Here is a 16,492-nt window from a genome sequence, read left to right as displayed (position 1 = left end):
TGATGCCGCGGATCATCGCCGGGGACTTGGGCGGGCGCCGGCTCGTCGTCGCCTCCGACGCCACGCGCCCGACCTCCGATCGGGTGCGCGAGGCGCTTTTCGCCGCGCTCGAGGCCCGCGTCGACCTCGACGGCATGACCGTGCTGGACCTGTTCGCCGGCACCGGGGCCCTGGGATTGGAGGCGCTCTCGCGCGGCGCCGCGTCGGCCGCCTTCGTCGACGCCGATCGGGCGGCGGTCGAGGGCCTGCGCGCCAACATCGCGACGTGCGGCGCGGCGGGGCGCGCGCGTGTGGTCCGCTCCGACGTCGCCGGCTACCTGCGCACCGTGGGATCCGAGCGGTTCGACATGATCTTCTGCGACCCGCCCTACGGCCTTCCCGACGACGACCTCGCCGAGATCCTCGGCCAGGTCGCCCCCGTGCTCGGCGATGGGTACCTGGTCCTCGAGCGGGGCAAGCGCGCGGCGCCGACGCGCTGGCCCGACGGGCTGACACCGGTGCTGGAGAAGGTCTACGGCGACACCCGCGTCCAGTGGGCGGAGCGGTCGTGATCATCGATCCGACGGTGCCCGGTACCCGGCCCGATCCCGACGAACTGCTGCCGCCGCCGATTCTGCGGGAGTGGACGGACCGCGTGGCCGACGTCGCCGACGCCGACTGCGCGGCGCTGTTCGCGGCGGGAATGCGGCGGACGTTGGCGCGCACCCTGCACCGGTTCGGCGACGGATCGGTGTTCGTCATCACCGGCGACATCCCGGCGATGTGGCTGCGCGACTCGGCCACCCAGATGCGGCCCTACCTGCGACTGCTGGCCACCGACGACGGATCGCGGCTGGAGGCGTTGGCCGAGATGATCGCCGGGGTCGTCGCCCGACAGTTCGCCTACCTCGGACACGACCCGTACGCCAACGCGTTCAACGCCGCGGGCAACGGCAACTGCCACGAGCCTCGCGACCTGGGCGATGACCCGTGGCTCTGGGAGCGCAAGTACGAGATCGACTCGCTGTGCTTCCCGTTCCAGCTCGCCGACCAGCTGGCCCGGGCGACCGGTCGCACCGGGCACTTCGACGACGCCTTCGCGCGTGCCGCGGCCGCCGCGATCGACACGTTGACCGTCGAGCTCGACCACGAGGAGGACTCGACCTACCGGTTCGTGCGCCCGGACACGGCGCCGCAGGACACCCTCTCCCGCGACGGGCTCGGCGCTCCGGTCGCCGTCACCGGGATGACCTGGTCGGGATTCCGGCCGTCCGACGACGCGTGCGTCCACGGCTACCTCGTCCCGGCGAACCTGATGGCCGCCCACACGCTGGACCTGATCGCCCCGCGCCTGAGCGACAACGGACTCGCCGCACGGGCGCGCGACCTCGCCGCCGGGCTGCGGGCCGCGGTCGCCGAGCACGCCGTCGTCGACCACCCCGATCACGGCGAGGTATGGGCCTACGAGGTCGACGGACTCGGCAACGTGCTCCTCGCCGACGACGCCAACATGCCGAGCCTGCTGTCGTTGCCGCTGGTGGCAGGGGTGGCCCCCACGGATCCGCACTACCGCCGCACCCGGGATTTCGTCCTGTCGGAGGGCAACCCCTACTTCTACGCCGGGTCGCTGGCCGCCGGTCCCGGCAGCCCGCACACGCCGCCCGGGTTCGTCTGGCCGATCGCCCTGTCGGTGGCGGGACTGACGACCCCCGACGTCGACGAGTCGCTCGCACTGCTGCGCACGGTTGCCCGCACCACCGCGGGCACCGGCCGCGTCCACGAGAGCTTCCACGTCGACGACGACCGACGCTTTACGCGGGACTGGTTCAGCTGGGCCGATTCCATGTACGGCGAACTGGCCCTGCACGTCTGCGGTGCCGGCGGCGTCGACACGGTAGATTCGCGCCCATGACCATCGCACTGTGCCCCGGGTCCTTCGACCCGTTCACCCTCGGCCACCACTTCGTCGTCGAGCGCGCGGCCGCCCGCTTCGACGAGGTCATCGTCACCGTCGTGGTCAACCCGAACAAGCAGGGCATGTTCTCGGTCGACGAGCGCATCAAGCTGATCGCCGCCACGTGCGCGGATCTGCCCAACGTGCGGGTCGACCGGTGGCGCGGTCTCCTGGTGGACTACATGCGCAACGAGGGCGTCACCACGATGGTCAAGGGGCTGCGGTCGAGCAGCGACTTCGAATACGAGGTGCCGATGGCCCAGATGAACCGCGAACTCGCCGACGTCGAGACCTTCTTCCTGTGGACCGATCCGCGCTACGCGCACGTGTCGAGTTCCTTGGTCAAGGAGGTCGCCAAGCTCGGCGGCGACGTCTCGCCGTTCCTGCCGCCGGAGGTCCACCGCGCGGTCCGGGCGAAGATCGACGGGGAGATGACCGTCTAGGTCGGACGCCCCGGCGACACGCCGACCCCAAACACCTCCCTAATCACACCAGTAACATTCGGCACAATGGTCACATAACCCATTACCGAGACTGAGGTGTAGCTGTGTACCGAGTATTCGAAGCCCTCGATGAACTGGTCGCCATCGTCGAAGAGGCGCGCGCCGTGCCGATGACGGCGGGCTGCATGGTCCCGCGCGGCGACGTCCTCGAACTCCTCGACGACATCAAAGACTCCATCCCGGGCGAGCTGGACGACGCGCAGGACGTGCTCGACCAGCGCGACGCACTCGTGGGCACCGCGCGGCAGAACGCCGACGCGACGCTGGCCCAGGCCAAGACCGACGCCGAGGCGATGGTGGCGGCGGCGCAGGCAGAGGCCGACCGTCTCGTCGCCGAGGCGCGCGCGGCGGCCGACCGCATGGCCGAGGACGCGTCGAACCACAGTCGCACGATGCTCGAGGACGCCACCGAGGAGGCACACCGCCTCGCCGCCAGCGCCGCCCGCGAGCACGAGTCGATGACCGGCCGCGCCCGCTCGGAGGCCCAGCGCATCATCGAGAACGCCAACGCGCACTACGAGCGCTCGGTCGCCGACGGCATCGCCGAGCAGCAGCGCCTCGTCGCCGACGACGAGGTCGTCGCCGCCGCCAAGTCCGAGGCCCAGCGGATCATCGATGCCGCCCACGCCGAGGCCGACCGTCTGCGCGGTGACTGCGACATCTACGTCGACAAGAAGCTCGCCGACTTCGAGGAGGTCCTCACCGGGACGCTCCGCTCGGTCGGTCGGGGTCGCCAGCAGCTCCGCGCCGGCGCCGGCACCCACGACTACGTGGAATACCCGCGCGCGGTGGACGAGGATCACGCCTCGTCGCTGGCGGGCTGAGCACCCGGTAGGGCGTATCGTTGCGGTGTGGCCCAAGCAGTTGACGCACCGTTCGTATTAGACGTCCGATCGCTGGGGCGTCGGCCGGGCAGCATGGCCGAGGTGCACCGCACCGTGGTCAGCCCGATCCGGATCGGCACCGAGATGATCGCGATCGAGGCGGGCACCGAGATGGACCTCGACCTCCGGCTGGAGGCCGTGTCCGAAGGTGTCCTCGTGACCGGTACCGCGTGCGGCGAGACGAAGGGGCAGTGTGCCCGCTGTCTCGAACCGATCGAAGGCACCGTCACCGTCTTCCTCACCGAGCTGTTCGCGTACCCGGACAGCGAGACCGAGAAGACGACCTCCGACGAAGAGGTCTATCGCATCGAGGACGACCGGATCGACCTCGAGCAGGCGTTGATCGACGCCGTCGGCCTGGAGCTGCCGATGTCACCGCTGTGCCGCGAGGACTGCCCGGGTCTGTGTGCCGACTGCGGCGTCGTGCTGGCCGTCGCCGAGCCCGGCCACTCCCACCAGAAGATCGATCCGCGCTGGGCGGGCCTGACCGGCAAACTCGAGGCGATGCGCGACGAGGGCAATGGCTGACCGCGACCCGCAGGCGCTGCTCGCCGCGCTCGGCACCACCATCGACGACGACCTGCTGACGCTGGCCCTCACGCACCGCTCCTACGCCTACGAGAACGGCGGACTGCCGACGAACGAGCGCCTGGAATTCCTCGGCGACTCAATCCTGGGCATCGTCATCACCGAGAAGCTCTACCGCGACTACCCCGACCGCCCCGAGGGGGAACTGGCCAAGATCCGGGCCAGCGTCGTCAGTGGACAGGCGTTGGCCCGATTGGCCCGCACCCTCGGCGAAGGCGGCCTCGGCCGGCACCTGTACCTGGGCCGCGGTGAGGAGATGACCGGCGGACGCGACAAGGACAGCATCCTCGCGGACGGCACCGAGGCGCTGCTCGGCGCGGTGTACCTGCAGCACGGCTTCGAACCCGCCAAACAGGTGATCCTGCGGCTCTTCAGCGATGCCGTCGCCGATTCGGGCAGCAAGGGCGCGGGCCTGGACTGGAAGACCTCCCTGCAAGAGCTGTCGGCGGCCCGGTCGCTGGGCCCGCCGTCGTACCTGATCAGCTCGACCGGCCCCGACCACGACAAGGAGTTCACCGCGACGGCCGTCGTCGGCGGTGAGGAACTGGGTACCGGCGTCGGTCGGTCGAAGAAAGAGGCCGAGCAGGTGGCCGCCCAGGAGGCCTGGCGCACGCTCGACGGGCGCGCCGGCGCGAACGGGACCTAGCGTGCCCGAGCTCCCCGAGGTCGAGACGGTGCGCCTCGGCGTCCAGAAGCACGTCGTGGGTCGTGCGTTCACCGACGTCGACGTGCTCCACGACCGGGCCGTGCGGCGGCAGGCCGGCGGCGGCGCCGAGCTGGTCGGGCGGCTGCGCGGCACCACTCCCGTCGCCGCGCGCCGACGCGGCAAATACCTGTGGCTCGACCTGGCCGACGCCGACGGGGTCGTCGACCAGGCTCTCGTCATCCACCTGGGGATGAGTGGGCAGCTGCGGATCGTCGACGACGGCGATCAGGGCCAGACCAAGCACCTGCGCATCCGCACCCGCCAGGGCGACCGTGAGTTCTGGTTCGTCGACCAGCGCACCTTCGGTGGATGGCAGGTCGACGACCTGGTGCCAGATCCCTTCGCCCCGGGTCGGACGGTGCCGTCGGTCGTCGCCCACATCGCCCCCGATCCCTACGACGACGCCTACGACGCGCGCGCGGTCGTGGCCGCGATGCGCCGCAAGCACACCGAGGTCAAGCGGGCGCTGCTGGACCAGTCGCTGATCTCGGGCATCGGCAACATCTACGCCGACGAGGCGCTGTGGCGCGCCCGTCTGCGCGGGACGCGCCTCACCGATTCGATCTCGACGGTGAAGCTGGTGGAACTCCTCGGGCATGTCCGCGACGTGATGGACGCGGCCCTGGCGGTCGGGGGAACCTCGTTCGACGAGTTGTACGTCAACGTCAACGGCGAGTCCGGCTACTTCGCCCGCGAACTCAACGCCTACGGCCGTGAGGGACGTCCCTGTCGGCGGTGCGGTTCGACGATGCGCCGGGAAGCGTTCATGAACCGGAGCTCGTTCTACTGTCCGTCATGTCAGCGTCCGCGCCGTCGGTCACCTCGGCGGTGAGACCGAGGGCGCGGTTCGGACTGCCTGAATGGCTGTGGCCGCGAGACTGCTAGCAAACGCGTGGTCTACGTGTTCCCTGGTGAGCAGGTGTCGGAAGTGGATCGGCGCGATGACCAGTTCGATCAGGGTGCGCCCGTCGGTGTCGGGAGGCAGCTCGCCGCGTTCGATCGCTCGTGTGATCATCGGTAGGACCGCCTGGAGTCGGCCGGTCCAGAACGCCTCCCGCGCCGAGCGGGTCTCTTCTGAGTCCGAGATCGATGCGAGTGTTCGGGCGAGCCCGTCGCCCAGTGGAGTGTCCAGGTACGCGATCAGGTTGCTTGCGAACGTGCTCAGGTCTCCGTGGAGGGATCCCGTGTCGGGCACCGGGAGTTCGCGTTCGCTGGCGCTGAGAAGGGCGTCGATCAGTAGGTTCTCTCGGGTTCCCCAGCGTCGATAGATCGAACTATTACGGACACCGGCGCGTCGGCTGATCTCTGGAATGCCCACCTTGTCCACACCTTCGTCGATCACCACGTCCAGCACCGCCTGATGGACGGCCTCGCGCACCCGGGCGGAACGCCCCCCGGGGCGCTGTGTCGTCTCGGCATGGGTCATATCGACAATGCTAATGCAGAAATCATTGCTTTTGCGAAAGAGGGTCGCTACGCTCGCTAAAAGCAGAGACTTCCGCAATATTCACCGCTTGGAGAACCACCAAATGTCCATGTCTGATCTCGCCCAACGCCTCATGGTGAGCGCTCGCGCCCTCACTCACACGACGGAAAGGGCGACACGCAAGCACGGACCGGTGCAGTTCCTCCCAGAACTGTCTGCGGACCGGTTCACGCATCTCGGCGGTATCGAGTACGACGAGTTCCGCGAACAGCTTGAGGGTTGCCGATCATTCGAAGACGGCCAGTGGACCCGCTACTGGGAGGCCTTTGCCGATCGGCATGTGGCGACCGCAGACGCTGCCCTCAACGCACTGGGCGGCCCCAGCACGAGTGAGCTTCTCGAAGACCACGAGGTCGATCTGCATGCACTGGGCGAGCTTCTTGCTCCCGCGTGCGAGATTCTGTCCGAGCGCGGGATCGTGGCCGATCCGACTGCTGTCGACCGCTTCTGCCGAGCGAATCCCGCCCACACGGACGCGGCGATCGCGCTCGACGGACTGATCAAAGCGATGGTCTACGAATTCGTCGCCGCATGGCCGGGCTGGAGTCCGCTTCGGCTTCGCGCGTACGAGCGGTCGCACAAACTCGGAGAAGTCGTGCAGTTGGCCTTGGCACCCGCGATGGGGGTCACGATCGAGCGGGTAGACATCCCGCTCGGCGAGGGCGACCGAGCACGCGGCTACCTGATGATCCCGGACGGCGTGACGAAGCCGCCGGTCGTCCTCGTGACCAACGGGCTCGAAGGCACACTGGCAGAAGTATCCCTGCCGCTGCTGAAGTTCCGGTCAGAAGGCTTGGCGATGTTCGTCATGGAGATGCCGGGTACCTACGCCTATCGCGAACCTCTTTCGCCGGCCGCCGAACGCGTCTACTTGAAGGTCATCGACTACCTGGCTGACGAACCTCGCGTCGATGGCGAGCGCATCGGGATGCTCGGCCTCAGCTTCGGCGCCTACTGGGCTGCCCGGATGGCGGCAGTCGACGGACGATTGACGGCAGTCGTCGCGAACGGTGCGCCGACGAACCGAACCTTCGGGCCACTCGCGTCAGTCGGCTTGCCGGAGATCATGGTTTCGACGCTCCAGAACGCAGTCGGTGCAAAGACCGTGGTGGGCACGATGCTGAAGCTCATGGCGATGTCGATCGGCGACTACTACTCGCGGATTCAGATTCCGCTGCTCGCGATCAATGGGGCGGACGACACACTCGTCAGCACCCAGGACTCGATCGACCTCGCTAACGGGGCGCCCTACGGCCAGCTTGTGCTGTATGCCGATGACGACCACTGCGCCATGGGGCACGCAGAGGAATGGATGCGTTTGGCGCAGGACTTCCTCCGCGATCACCTGCTCACCGCCGACGAGAACCGCGCGGTGCGCGCGTGACCCGACAGACAATACGGCGAGTGCTGAACCGCGCCGGGCAGAGCATCGACGCGCAGATCCGCGCTGGCGAGCGCTGGCAGGCAACCGAGCAGCTCGACTGGCAGTCACCGTTCCGACCCGACTTTGAGCTGGAGCGTTACGCGAGCATGCCCGACGGTACTGCAGTGCTTCCCATGTGCCCCGCTTCCTTTCGCGACTTCATGCTGTTCGAGAAGCACGCGATCGACGCCGCCCGGGGGATGGTTCGACGATTCATGCCTCAGGTCTATCAGGAGGCCATCGCCTTCGAGCGGGCGAATGGCGAGAGCTTCCCGCAGTTCCGTCCAAACGAGTTGTGGTACAGCCAGCCGATTTACTACATGTCCAACGCCCTCACCATCATCCCGTCCGGTCGGCCGGTGTGCGCGCCGGCGTACACCACAGCCCTCGACTTCGAACTCGAGCTCGGTGTCGTCTTGGCCCAACCCTTGCGGGACGCTTCGGCGGACGAGGCCGCGGCAGCCATCGGAGCGGTCGTCGTCATCAACGATCTCTCCGCCAGGGACGTTCAGCTCGCCGAGATGCGGTCCGGTTTCGGCCCGCAGCGGTCTAAGCACTTCGCCACATCGATGTCGTCGACCGCAATCATCGGGCCGAACCTGGCCGACGATCTCGATCGCTTGACGGCGACCGTCACGATCGACCGCAAGGTCGTCGCGGAGACCGGAACCCAGGGCATGCGTTATTCGCTCGGCGAAGCGATCGCGCACTGCTCGCAGGGAGAGCAACTCTTCCCGGGAGAGCTCTTCTCGACGGGGACGTTGCCCGGTGGATCCGGGATGGAGTTGGGTCGCTGGCTCGCTCCGGGCGAGACGCTGCGCCTGGAGATCGACGGCGTCGGGGTCATTGAACATCTCATCGGAGGCGAAGTATGAAGATCAACCAGGTGTCCGACTCGGTGCACGTGGTGACCGGAACCAATGTCAATTGGGCGCTGGTCAGCAGCGGCTCCAGTGTGACGCTCATCGACGCTGGATACCCCGGCGACACCGACGACGTTCTGAAGTCGGTGCGCGAGGTCGGACATACGCTCGACGAAGTATCCGCGGTCCTCGTTACCCACGCCCATCTCGACCACATCGGAGCGATCCCCACTCTCGTCGAGAAGATCGGGATGCCGGTGTACACGGGCGGGGCCGAGGTACCGCACGCCCGGCGCGAGTACCTGCAGCAGATCACGCCGAGGGAGATGCTCCGGCAAATAACTACCGCCCGAGGTCGGCGATGGGTTGCTCAAACGTTGATGGCCGTTCGCGGTCACATGGACATCACGATTCCGTCCGTCGTCAGCGCAGATGACGTCGTCCTTCCGGCGGGACTGACACCGATACCGACGCCCGGGCACACCACCGGCCACACCGCGTATCTTCTGCCGGACGAGGGCGTCCTGTTCACCGGTGATGCCCTCGTCACCGGACACCCGCTCAGTCGGTGTTCCGGGCCACAAATCTTGCCGGCGGTGTTCAATCACGACGAAGCCCAAACGCTCGACAGCGCGAAACTCCTCGAGAACCACCCTGCTTGCACGATCGTTCCCGGTCACGGGCCATCGATCCAGTTGAATACGGAGTCCGCATGACCGACGACAACGCCTACGGCAATGGGATGGCGACCCGACGTCAGGTGATGGGCGACGAATTCGTCGACCGTGCCCTCACTCGAACCACGGGCACGGCATCTGAGGAGTTGCAGCGGTACATCACCGAACACGTGTGGGACGGCGTGTGGAACCGTCCGGGTATCAGTCGCCGCGACCGAAGCCTACTCAACCTCGGCATGCTCACCGCCCTACGCGCTCACGAAGAATTGGTTGGTCACGTCCGCGGAGCGCTTACCAACGGGCTCGCCCGTGACGAGATCGTCGAGGCGATTATCCAGACCGCCGGGTACTGCGGTGCGCCCGCCGCGCTGTCCGCGATGCGTGTAGTGCAGCAAGTCTTTGGCGAGACCGACTGACTTCCGCGGTTCCTGTCCCCGTCCGGCCAAGCTCACACCGGAGCGACGAGGCACGAGCTGCTCGCGGTGGCGAGCAGTTTGCCGTCGGCGTCGCGGAGCTCGGCGTCAGCGAAACAGACTCGCTTGCCCGGCTTGGTGACCCAGCCGCGGGCGATGATCGGACCGGTATCTGCGTGGATCGGTCGCATGAAGCTGACCTTGATCTCAATGGAGCTGTAGCCGACACCGGCGGGCAGCGTCGAGTGAACGGCACATCCGGCAGCGGAGTCGAGCAACGTGCAGGCCAGTCCACCATGCACCATCCCGATTGGGTTGTAGACCGATTCGTCTGGCACACAGGTGAATTCGACGGCGCCCTCCTCGACGGACGTCAAATGGAAGCCGATCAGTTCACCGATCGGCGGGTTCGCCTGTTCGCCCTGCGTCCACCGCGTCAAGAACTCCAGGCCGGAGACGTCGCGACCGAGGGTGGCCGTCGCCTTCGGATCGGCCCAAGAAACAGTCTTGGTCCGCGTTACATCGAGTCTTGCTGGGGCTTTGGTCATGGATGAAGGCTAACATGCTGGATTCGGAATCTGAACTCAGATACCGTGTGCGTATGGCACGAGAATGCTCAGTTGCAGCGGCGCTGGCGGTGGTAGGCGAGCAGTGGTCCCTGCTCGTTCTTCGAGAAGTTGCACTAGGGGTGCGGCGGTTCGACGCGATCCGGGAGAATACTGGCGCATCGCGAGCCATTCTCGGCGCGCGGTTGTGCAGCCTCACCGAGGCGGGCGTCTTGGAGAAGGTGGAGTACCGCGAGCCCGGTTCACGAACGCGACACGAGTACCAGCTCACCCTGGCCGGCCGCGAACTGCAGCCGGTCCTGACCGCCCTCATGCAATGGGGCGACAAGCACCTCGCGGGGCCGGCCGGGCCGCCGCTCACCGTTACCCACGCCAACTGCGGCGCGCAGGTTCGGGCTGCCCTGCGGTGCGAGTGCGGGCACGTGCTGACCGATACCGGTCGCGAGCTGGCAGTTCAGCACAACCGATAGACCCCGACCATCGTCGAGGTTCCTGTCGATCAGCACGCCCATATCAATGGTCAACGGCGGGTCTGGGTATTTTTCCCGATCTCTTGACGTTTATGGCCGGGCTGGGGAGCCGTGCAATCGGTGTGGAGCACCGATTGCACGCGAGCAGTTCATGAATCGCTCCAGTCACTTTTGCCCGCGTTGTCAGCGGAGTTCATCGACGCCAGGCGCCTGATGGTCGAGGTGTTCCCCTCCTATCAGGCGCTCGTGTGCGTGGACAAGATGTTAGGCGGCCATCTTCGCACCCTTGGCGCGGTTGCAACGCCAGCACAGCGTCTGGAGGTTCTCGGGCTCGCTAAGGCCACCTTTGGAGACGGGGATGATGTGATCGACTTCGAGGAGCAGATTCGGCTCTACCGCGACCGAGACGCCACAACCGGGGTTCTGGCAGGTGTGGTGGTCGCGGTCCTTGATCCAGCCGCGCAGCCTGGCGGTCATTAGCGCACGCTGACCGGCAGCCGACTTCGCCCAGCGGATCTTCTGAACGAGCGTCTCAGAGAGCGCGTCGAGCGTCGGGGTGTTCAGATCGATGTTCACGGTCTGTCCGCTGTTGCCGCCGGCGGAGACGTACTGGAATTTGTACTTCGGGTACGGCACCGTGATCGGCGAGAGATGCACGCCAACGACGGTCCAGAACTCGTCCGCGTACCGCTGGAGGATGAACGCGGGCGGGTTGATCATCGCGACGATCTCGGCCTCGCGGCGCTGAACATTGCCGACGGCCTCCTCCAGCCGCGAAATGTCCTCGGCCACCCGCTGCACGTCGGCCAGTGTCTCCTGGTTTGCTTTGATCCCGAAGTACTTCATCAAGTACTTGATCGGATCCATGCTCGCATTACGTACGACCTGAAGCGATGCGTTATGAACGTGGGGCGCGTACTCGGCGACATTGCGGTCACGCTGGTAGTTCCAGTTCGAGGTGTTCTCGAAGTTCGCGAGGTGCGCGTACTGGCCGGTCGACGACGCGCCCAGCTCGAATGCACCCTGGCCGCGAATCTCCGCTACGTAGTTCACGACCTCGTTGTGCTCGGCGACGACCGATGCGATCTGAGCGCGGAGCCGTTGGAACTCCTCACTGTTGAAGTACTTGTTCTTCCGGTACTTCCAGATGATCGGGTTCGCGATCAGCACCCCAGCGAGAGCGAGAAGGAACAGGATCGGGTGAATCGCGCCGAAAAGGAGCGGCAGCGCGATTAGCGACGTAATAAAGAGCCACTTGGGCAATGCTCTTCCTCCTGAATAGAGCTAGGCGTGTTCAACTTGTGAAGTCTATTCCAGGTTATCTAGCACCCCCGACAGTGCTGGAGCTGCTCACTCTCCGGAGCCGTGACCTCGGTCGAGCTGAGGCGCGTGCACAGCGGCTTCGTGGATCTGCGACATGGTGAGCTTCGTCTGCGCGGCGGTCGTACGGTCTCGCCAGGCCTCATGCCTCCCGGCCGGCTGACCCTGACCCAGGCGCGCGTGCTTCGCGTGCTTCCCAGCGCCCAGTCCGCGAACGCCTCGCGCATCGTGGCCGTCCGTTGTCGTAGCTCTGCGGCTGCGGCGCGGTCTACTGGTCGCGCCGGTCGAGATCAGCCTCTCGGGCTTCGAACTGGGCGTGGTCATCGGCGATCTTTGCCCGGTCATACTCGGACTATGTCGGATATGAACGTTAGAAACCGTGGTAGGTGGGCTACTTCGCCCGCGAACTCAACGCCTACGGCCGTGAGGGACGCCCCTGTCGGCGGTGCGGTTCGACGATGCGCCGGGAGGCGTTTATGAACCGGAGCTCGTTCTACTGTCCGTCATGTCAGCGTCCGCCGAGACGGCTGGCGGAGCCAGCTTGGTAGCGGGTCGGTCAGGACGAGCGGCCAAACTCGCCCACCTCGTTGATGAACAGCATGAACCGCGCGTTACTTCGAACGCTTCGAATGAGCAGCCACCCCCAGAGATTCCCCAGCCCGGGCAGCCACCGGAGAAAGGTCTCCTTCCGTCGCGCACTATCGGGGCGATGGTCGACCTCGACCAGGTAGGGGGTGATCCAGCGGACCTTTGCCCCGCGCACGATCTCGCGCTGCACCGCCTCGGCCATCGCCCGGGTGCGTTCCTGTTCTGACCAACCCTGTCGCCGGTCGCCGGTCCAGGCATGTCCGTCCCACCACGAGTACCAGCCCGGTTCTCCCGAGCGGCTCGAATACCATCCCGCCGCAGCCGTTTTCGTCACCGTTTCCCCTGCGTTGTCGCCGCCCGTTGCCCCTCGGTGCGATTGCCAACGTCGTTCGTCGTTTTCGATGACGACGCTAGGGTCCGGTTCTCTCGTTGACAATGGGGAGAACTCCCCGTCCAGAGCGCGCGCAGTGTCAGAGGCCCCGGTGACAATGGGGATATGACGGCAGAACTCGAGCGGCGGTCCTTCGCCACGGCGGGGGAGTTGTGGCGCTGGCTCGACCAACACCATCAGACCCATCCGGGCCTGTGGGTCGTGCTGGCCAAGTCGGGCGTCGACCGTCCGTCGATCACCTTTGCCGACCTGCTCGAGGCGGGGATCGCCTACGGCTGGAGTGAGAGCACGCGCCGGGCCGGCGACTACGACACCTACCTGCAGAAGTTCACGCCGCGCCGCACCCGGGGAACCACCTCGGCGCGCAACGAGGCGATCGCCGATCGACTCGAGGCACAGGGACGGATGAGTCCCGCCGGGCGTGCGGCCCTGGGCCGTCGACCAGGCGGGAAGACCGGCGGCACTCGCCGTGTTGAATAGGGGCATGACAGAACTCTGGGTACAGCGGACCGGCCCGCGGCGATACACCGGGCACAGCTCGCGCGGCGCGAGCGTGCAGATCGGCTCCGAGGACGTCGAGGGCGTCTTCACCCCGGGCGAGCTGCTGAAGATCGCGCTGGCCGCCTGCACGGGCATGGCCTCCGACGTCACCCTGGCCCGCCGCCTCGGCGACGCCTACGACGCGACGGTGCGCGTGTCCGGCACCGCCGATCGGGAGACGGAGACCTACCCGCAGCTCGACGAAGTGCTCGAACTCGACATCTCCGAGCTGGACGCCGAAGCCGCACAGCGACTGCTCGTCGTGGCCCAGCGGGCCATCGACCGCAGCTGCACCGTCGGGCGGACACTCAAGGCCGGCACCACGGTCAACCTGGCCATCGACACCGACTGACATGGTCGAGCCCGCCGATACCCGACTGAGCGCCTTCGTCCACGGACACGTGCAGGGCGTCGGCTTCCGCTGGGCCACGCGGTCGCGGGCCCTGGCGCTGGGATTGGTCGGCTACGCCGCGAACCTCGTCGACGGTCGCGTCCACGTGGTGGCCGAGGGGCCGCGCGCGGCCGCCGAGGAACTGCTGGCATTCCTGCGCGGGCCCCAGACGCCCGGACGGGTCGACACCGTCGTCGAGCGGTTCGAGGCGCCGCGTGGTGATCTGCGCGGATTCGTCGAGCGTTGAGTGGGTAGTCTGTACCGTCGTGCATCTCAAATCCCTGACCCTCAAAGGGTTCAAGTCGTTCGCGTCGGCCACGACGCTGCGATTTGAGCCCGGCATCACCTGTGTGGTGGGGCCGAACGGGTCGGGGAAGTCGAACGTCGTCGACGCGCTCTCGTGGGTGATGGGCGAGCAGGGAGCCAAGACCCTGCGCGGCGGCAAGATGGAAGACGTCATCTTCGCCGGCACCTCGGGCCGACCGCCGCTGGGCCGTGCCGAGGTGACACTCACCATCGACAACTCCGACGGCGCCCTCCCGATCGACTACTCCGAGGTGTCGATCACGCGGCGCATGTTCCGCGACGGTGCCGGCGAGTACGAGATCAACGGCGAGTCCTGCCGCCTGATGGACGTGCAGGAACTCCTGAGCGACTCGGGGATCGGTCGCGAAATGCACGTCATCGTCGGCCAGGGTCGGTTGGCGGCCATCCTCGAGTCCAAACCCGAGGACCGGCGCGCGTTCATCGAGGAGGCCGCCGGCGTCCTCAAACACCGCAAGCGCAAAGAGAAGGCTGTCCGCAAGCTGGATTCGATGCAGGCGAACCTGTCCCGGCTCACCGACCTCACCGGCGAGTTGCGCCGGCAGCTCAAGCCGCTCGGCCGGCAGGCGGAGGTCGCCCGTCGGGCCGCGACGGTCCAGGCCGATTTGCGCGACGCGCGACTGCGCCTGGCCGCCGATGATCTGGTCCACCGCCGCGGCGAGATGGCCGAGCAATCCGCCCTGGAAGACACCATCCGACGCCAGCAGGCCGAGGTCTCCGCCGCCCTGGACGCCGCGACCGCCGAGCTGACCGGTCACGAGACCCGGCTGGCCGACATCGAGCCGGCCGCGCAATCGGCGAGTCACGGCTGGTTCCGCCTCTCGGCTCTGGCCGAGCGTGTGGACGCGACCATCCGCGTCGCGCAGGAACGCAGCAAACACCTCGCGACCCCGACCACGATGGCCACCGGCCCCGATCCCGATGAACTCGACGAACAGGCCGCGCGGGCGGCGCAGGAGGAGCAAGAGCTCGCGGCTCGGGTCGAGCAGGCCGGCGCCGCCCTCGATGAGGTGAAGGCACGGCTGACCGAGGCCGAGGAGCATGCCAACGCCGTCGAGCGGGCGCATGCCGCCGCCATCGCCGCGGTGGCCGACCGGCGCGAGGGCCTGGCGCGCTTGGAGGGCGAGGTCGCCAACCTGACCACGCGGGCCGACTCGGTCGACGCCGAGACCGCCCGCCTGTCGGCCGCCATCGAGGCCGCCGCCGAGCGCGCCGAGAAGGCACAGGCGGAGATGGACGTCGTCTCCAAGTCGGTCGCCGAGCTGGAGTCCGCCGAGCAGGGGCTCGACGAGCACCACGAGCGCTGCACCGCCGCCGCGACCGCGGCCGACGAGCGGGTGGACGCACTGCGTGCACAGGAGCGCGAGGCGGAACAGAAGATCGCGTCGCTGACCGCGCGCATCGAGGCGCTGGCCGTCGGCCTGGAGCGCAACGACGGCGGCGCCTGGTTGCTGGAGCGGGCCGCCGAGGGGTTGCTCGCCCCGGTGTCGGATCTGCTCACCGTCGACGCCGGCTACGAGTCGGCCGTCGCCGGCGCCCTCGGCCCGACGGTGGACGCGATAGCCACCGTCGACTCGCTCGCCGCGGCTCGCGCACTCGAAGCGCTCAAGTCCGGCGACGGCGGTCGTGCGGCACTACTGGTCGGCGGGCTGCGCGCACTGCCGCAGCCGGGTGGCGTCTCGCTGCCGTCCGGCGCCCGCTGGGCCCGCGCCGTGGTGACCTGCCCGTCGTCGATCCGCGGTGCCATAGACACCCTCCTCGACAACGTCGTCGTGCTCAGCACCGACGTCTCCGGCGCGGCGACCGTCGGCAGTCGGCTCGTCGACGAGCACCCGCAGCTGACCGTCGTCACCGCCGACGGTGACCGCATCACCGCGGCGGCCGTCGAGGGCGGTTCGGCACGACGGACCTCGAGCCTGGAGGTGCAGTCGGCGATCGACGCCGCCACCGCCGAACTCGCCACCGCCACCCGATCGGCCGAGGAGCTCGGCGCCGCACTGTCCGGTGCGCTCACCGAGCAGGTCGACCGCCGCGAGGCCGCCGAAGAGGCGCTGGCCGCCCTGCACGAGTCCGACTCGTCGCTCGGCGCCGCCTACGAACAGCTCGCCCGCCTCGGCCAGGACATCCGCGCCGCGCAGGACGAGGCCGACCGGCTCACCCGCCAGCGCCAGCAGGCCGAGGACGGGCACGCCGAGACCGTCGAGCAGCTCGCCGCCCTGTCCGAACGCCTGCGCGTCGCACGGGAGGAGCCGACCGCCGACGGGGAAGCGGCGGTCGTCGACGACGGTCGCCGCGATGCGGCGGCCCAGGCGGTGGCAGCCGCGCGCGCCGCCGAGGTGGAGGCCCGCCTGGCCCTGCGCACCGCCGAGGAGCGGCTGACGTCGGCCCGTGGCCGGGCCGATGCCCTTCGCCGAACCGCCCGCCAG

At 67.8% G+C, this 16,492-nt stretch carries 20 protein-coding genes and 2 pseudogenes; 18 read left to right on the top strand and 4 right to left on the bottom strand.

Going from position 1 to position 16,492, the window contains the following annotated elements; genetic code table 11:
* Positions 1-2: 2 nt before the first annotated feature.
* The 7 genes from rsmD (at position 3) to mutM (ending at position 5,446) form a co-directional block, all read left to right on the top strand.
* Complete coding sequence (rsmD, locus tag QM634_RS05025; protein ID WP_415041679.1) at positions 3-551, top strand: 16S rRNA (guanine(966)-N(2))-methyltransferase RsmD; 549 nt, start codon at positions 3-5, stop codon at positions 549-551.
* Entirely contained in the window at positions 548-1,891 is a 1,344-nt protein-coding gene (locus QM634_RS05020) for a glycoside hydrolase family 125 protein (RefSeq protein WP_415041678.1), read from the top strand. The genes rsmD and QM634_RS05020 overlap by 4 nt, the downstream gene beginning before the upstream one ends.
* A complete protein-coding gene (gene coaD, locus QM634_RS05015) occupies positions 1,888-2,376 on the top strand; it encodes a pantetheine-phosphate adenylyltransferase (protein ID WP_415041677.1) in 489 nt (162 codons plus the stop codon). Before QM634_RS05020 ends, coaD begins: the two co-directional genes overlap by 4 nt.
* 104 nt (positions 2,377-2,480) lie before the next feature.
* Positions 2,481-3,260, top strand: coding sequence for a DivIVA domain-containing protein (locus tag QM634_RS05010; RefSeq protein WP_415041676.1), 780 nt, complete (start codon positions 2,481-2,483; stop codon positions 3,258-3,260).
* 27 nt (positions 3,261-3,287) lie between these two features.
* Positions 3,288-3,848, top strand: coding sequence for a YceD family protein (locus QM634_RS05005; RefSeq protein WP_415041675.1), 561 nt, complete (start codon positions 3,288-3,290; stop codon positions 3,846-3,848).
* Positions 3,841-4,554, top strand: a complete 714-nt coding sequence (rnc, locus tag QM634_RS05000; RefSeq protein WP_415041674.1) for a ribonuclease III — start codon at positions 3,841-3,843, stop codon at positions 4,552-4,554. The genes QM634_RS05005 and rnc overlap by 8 nt, the downstream gene beginning before the upstream one ends.
* 1 nt (position 4,555) lies before the next feature.
* Positions 4,556-5,446, top strand: coding sequence for a bifunctional DNA-formamidopyrimidine glycosylase/DNA-(apurinic or apyrimidinic site) lyase (mutM, locus tag QM634_RS04995; protein ID WP_415041673.1), 891 nt, complete (start codon positions 4,556-4,558; stop codon positions 5,444-5,446).
* On the opposite strand, the gene QM634_RS04990 is transcribed toward mutM, so the two are convergent.
* On the bottom strand, positions 5,432-6,040 hold the full coding sequence (locus tag QM634_RS04990; protein ID WP_415041672.1) for a TetR/AcrR family transcriptional regulator C-terminal ligand-binding domain-containing protein: 609 nt from the start codon (positions 6,038-6,040) through the stop codon (positions 5,432-5,434). The two genes, mutM and QM634_RS04990, sit on opposite strands and share 15 nt — an antisense overlap.
* Before the next feature lie 109 nt (positions 6,041-6,149).
* On the opposite strand from QM634_RS04990, the gene QM634_RS04985 reads away from it, so the two are divergent.
* Genes QM634_RS04985 through QM634_RS04970 form a run of 4 tightly spaced genes read left to right on the top strand, consistent with a single transcriptional unit; the run spans position 6,150 to position 9,479 of the window.
* Positions 6,150-7,484 (top strand): alpha/beta hydrolase family protein, encoded by a 1,335-nt coding sequence (locus tag QM634_RS04985; protein WP_415041671.1) that lies wholly within the window; start codon positions 6,150-6,152, stop codon positions 7,482-7,484.
* Positions 7,485-7,504: 20 nt separating this feature from the next.
* Positions 7,505-8,398, top strand: a complete 894-nt coding sequence (locus QM634_RS04980) for a fumarylacetoacetate hydrolase family protein (RefSeq protein ID WP_415041670.1) — start codon at positions 7,505-7,507, stop codon at positions 8,396-8,398.
* On the top strand, positions 8,395-9,102 hold the full coding sequence (locus QM634_RS04975; protein WP_415041669.1) for an MBL fold metallo-hydrolase: 708 nt from the start codon (positions 8,395-8,397) through the stop codon (positions 9,100-9,102). The genes QM634_RS04980 and QM634_RS04975 overlap by 4 nt, the downstream gene beginning before the upstream one ends.
* Positions 9,099-9,479, top strand: coding sequence for a carboxymuconolactone decarboxylase family protein (locus tag QM634_RS04970; protein ID WP_415041668.1), 381 nt, complete (start codon positions 9,099-9,101; stop codon positions 9,477-9,479). Before QM634_RS04975 ends, QM634_RS04970 begins: the two co-directional genes overlap by 4 nt.
* Positions 9,480-9,511: 32 nt before the next feature.
* Here QM634_RS04970 and QM634_RS04965 read toward each other — a convergent pair whose 3' ends face one another.
* Positions 9,512-10,024: a PaaI family thioesterase gene (locus QM634_RS04965; RefSeq protein WP_415041667.1), complete on the bottom strand. Its 513-nt coding sequence runs from the start codon at positions 10,022-10,024 to the stop codon at positions 9,512-9,514.
* Between the two features lie 53 nt (positions 10,025-10,077).
* On the opposite strand from QM634_RS04965, the gene QM634_RS04960 reads away from it, so the two are divergent.
* Together QM634_RS04960 and QM634_RS04955 are read left to right on the top strand one after the other, a co-directional pair.
* Positions 10,078-10,512 (top strand): winged helix-turn-helix transcriptional regulator, encoded by a 435-nt coding sequence (locus QM634_RS04960; RefSeq protein ID WP_415041666.1) that lies wholly within the window; start codon positions 10,078-10,080, stop codon positions 10,510-10,512.
* A gap of 49 nt (positions 10,513-10,561) precedes the next feature.
* A pseudogene (locus tag QM634_RS04955) lies at positions 10,562-10,726 on the top strand (zinc finger domain-containing protein); the annotation flags it as partial.
* A gap of 50 nt (positions 10,727-10,776) precedes the next feature.
* Here QM634_RS04955 and QM634_RS04950 read toward each other — a convergent pair.
* Complete coding sequence (locus QM634_RS04950) at positions 10,777-11,775, bottom strand: HNH endonuclease (RefSeq protein ID WP_415041665.1); 999 nt, start codon at positions 11,773-11,775, stop codon at positions 10,777-10,779.
* A 446-nt stretch (positions 11,776-12,221) separates the two neighbouring features.
* Between QM634_RS04950 and QM634_RS04945 the strand changes: the two are divergent.
* A pseudogene (locus tag QM634_RS04945) lies at positions 12,222-12,380 on the top strand (zinc finger domain-containing protein); the annotation flags it as partial.
* A gap of 8 nt (positions 12,381-12,388) precedes the next feature.
* Here QM634_RS04945 and QM634_RS04940 read toward each other — a convergent pair.
* Positions 12,389-12,754 carry a hypothetical protein gene (locus QM634_RS04940; protein ID WP_415041664.1) on the bottom strand — a complete coding sequence of 122 codons (366 nt, stop codon included), beginning with the start codon at positions 12,752-12,754 and terminating at the stop codon, positions 12,389-12,391.
* Positions 12,755-12,916: 162 nt separating this feature from the next.
* Between QM634_RS04940 and QM634_RS04935 the strand changes: the two genes are divergently transcribed.
* The 4 genes from QM634_RS04935 to smc form a co-directional block, all read left to right on the top strand.
* Positions 12,917-13,291 (top strand): YdeI/OmpD-associated family protein, encoded by a 375-nt coding sequence (locus tag QM634_RS04935; protein WP_415041663.1) that lies wholly within the window; start codon positions 12,917-12,919, stop codon positions 13,289-13,291.
* Positions 13,292-13,295: 4 nt separating this feature from the next.
* Positions 13,296-13,703 carry an OsmC family protein gene (locus tag QM634_RS04930; protein ID WP_415041662.1) on the top strand — a complete coding sequence of 136 codons (408 nt, stop codon included), beginning with the start codon at positions 13,296-13,298 and terminating at the stop codon, positions 13,701-13,703.
* Between the two features lies 1 nt (position 13,704).
* Positions 13,705-13,989 (top strand): acylphosphatase, encoded by a 285-nt coding sequence (locus tag QM634_RS04925; RefSeq protein ID WP_415041661.1) that lies wholly within the window; start codon positions 13,705-13,707, stop codon positions 13,987-13,989.
* 19 nt (positions 13,990-14,008) lie between these two features.
* The coding region (gene smc / locus QM634_RS04920; RefSeq protein WP_415041660.1) for a chromosome segregation protein SMC at positions 14,009-16,492 on the top strand (2,484 nt) is incomplete at its 3' end.

This window comes from Gordonia sp. (in: high G+C Gram-positive bacteria), assembly GCF_047606305.1.
In the GTDB taxonomy this organism is placed as follows: domain Bacteria; phylum Actinomycetota; class Actinomycetes; order Mycobacteriales; family Mycobacteriaceae; genus Gordonia.
Note: the sequence above shows the minus strand (reverse complement) of the source record. Positions and strands in the feature narration are given on the sequence as shown.

What these genes read in the sequence shown, in the direction of transcription:
- rsmD (WP_415041679.1), top strand. Translation starts at nt 3, where the DNA reads ATGCCGCGGATCATCGCCGGGGACTTGGGCGGGCGCCGGCTCGTCGTC.
- coaD (WP_415041677.1), top strand. Translation starts at nt 1,888, where the DNA reads ATGACCATCGCACTGTGCCCCGGGTCCTTCGACCCGTTCACCCTCGGC.
- rnc (WP_415041674.1), top strand. Translation starts at nt 3,841, where the DNA reads ATGGCTGACCGCGACCCGCAGGCGCTGCTCGCCGCGCTCGGCACCACC.
- QM634_RS04990 (WP_415041672.1), bottom strand. Translation starts at nt 6,040, where the DNA reads ATGACCCATGCCGAGACGACACAGCGCCCCGGGGGGCGTTCCGCCCGG.
- QM634_RS04985 (WP_415041671.1), top strand. Translation starts at nt 6,150, where the DNA reads ATGTCTGATCTCGCCCAACGCCTCATGGTGAGCGCTCGCGCCCTCACT.
- QM634_RS04975 (WP_415041669.1), top strand. Translation starts at nt 8,395, where the DNA reads ATGAAGATCAACCAGGTGTCCGACTCGGTGCACGTGGTGACCGGAACC.
- QM634_RS04970 (WP_415041668.1), top strand. Translation starts at nt 9,099, where the DNA reads ATGACCGACGACAACGCCTACGGCAATGGGATGGCGACCCGACGTCAG.
- QM634_RS04965 (WP_415041667.1), bottom strand. Translation starts at nt 10,024, where the DNA reads ATGACCAAAGCCCCAGCAAGACTCGATGTAACGCGGACCAAGACTGTT.
- QM634_RS04960 (WP_415041666.1), top strand. Translation starts at nt 10,078, where the DNA reads ATGGCACGAGAATGCTCAGTTGCAGCGGCGCTGGCGGTGGTAGGCGAG.
- QM634_RS04935 (WP_415041663.1), top strand. Translation starts at nt 12,917, where the DNA reads ATGACGGCAGAACTCGAGCGGCGGTCCTTCGCCACGGCGGGGGAGTTG.
- QM634_RS04930 (WP_415041662.1), top strand. Translation starts at nt 13,296, where the DNA reads ATGACAGAACTCTGGGTACAGCGGACCGGCCCGCGGCGATACACCGGG.
- QM634_RS04925 (WP_415041661.1), top strand. Translation starts at nt 13,705, where the DNA reads ATGGTCGAGCCCGCCGATACCCGACTGAGCGCCTTCGTCCACGGACAC.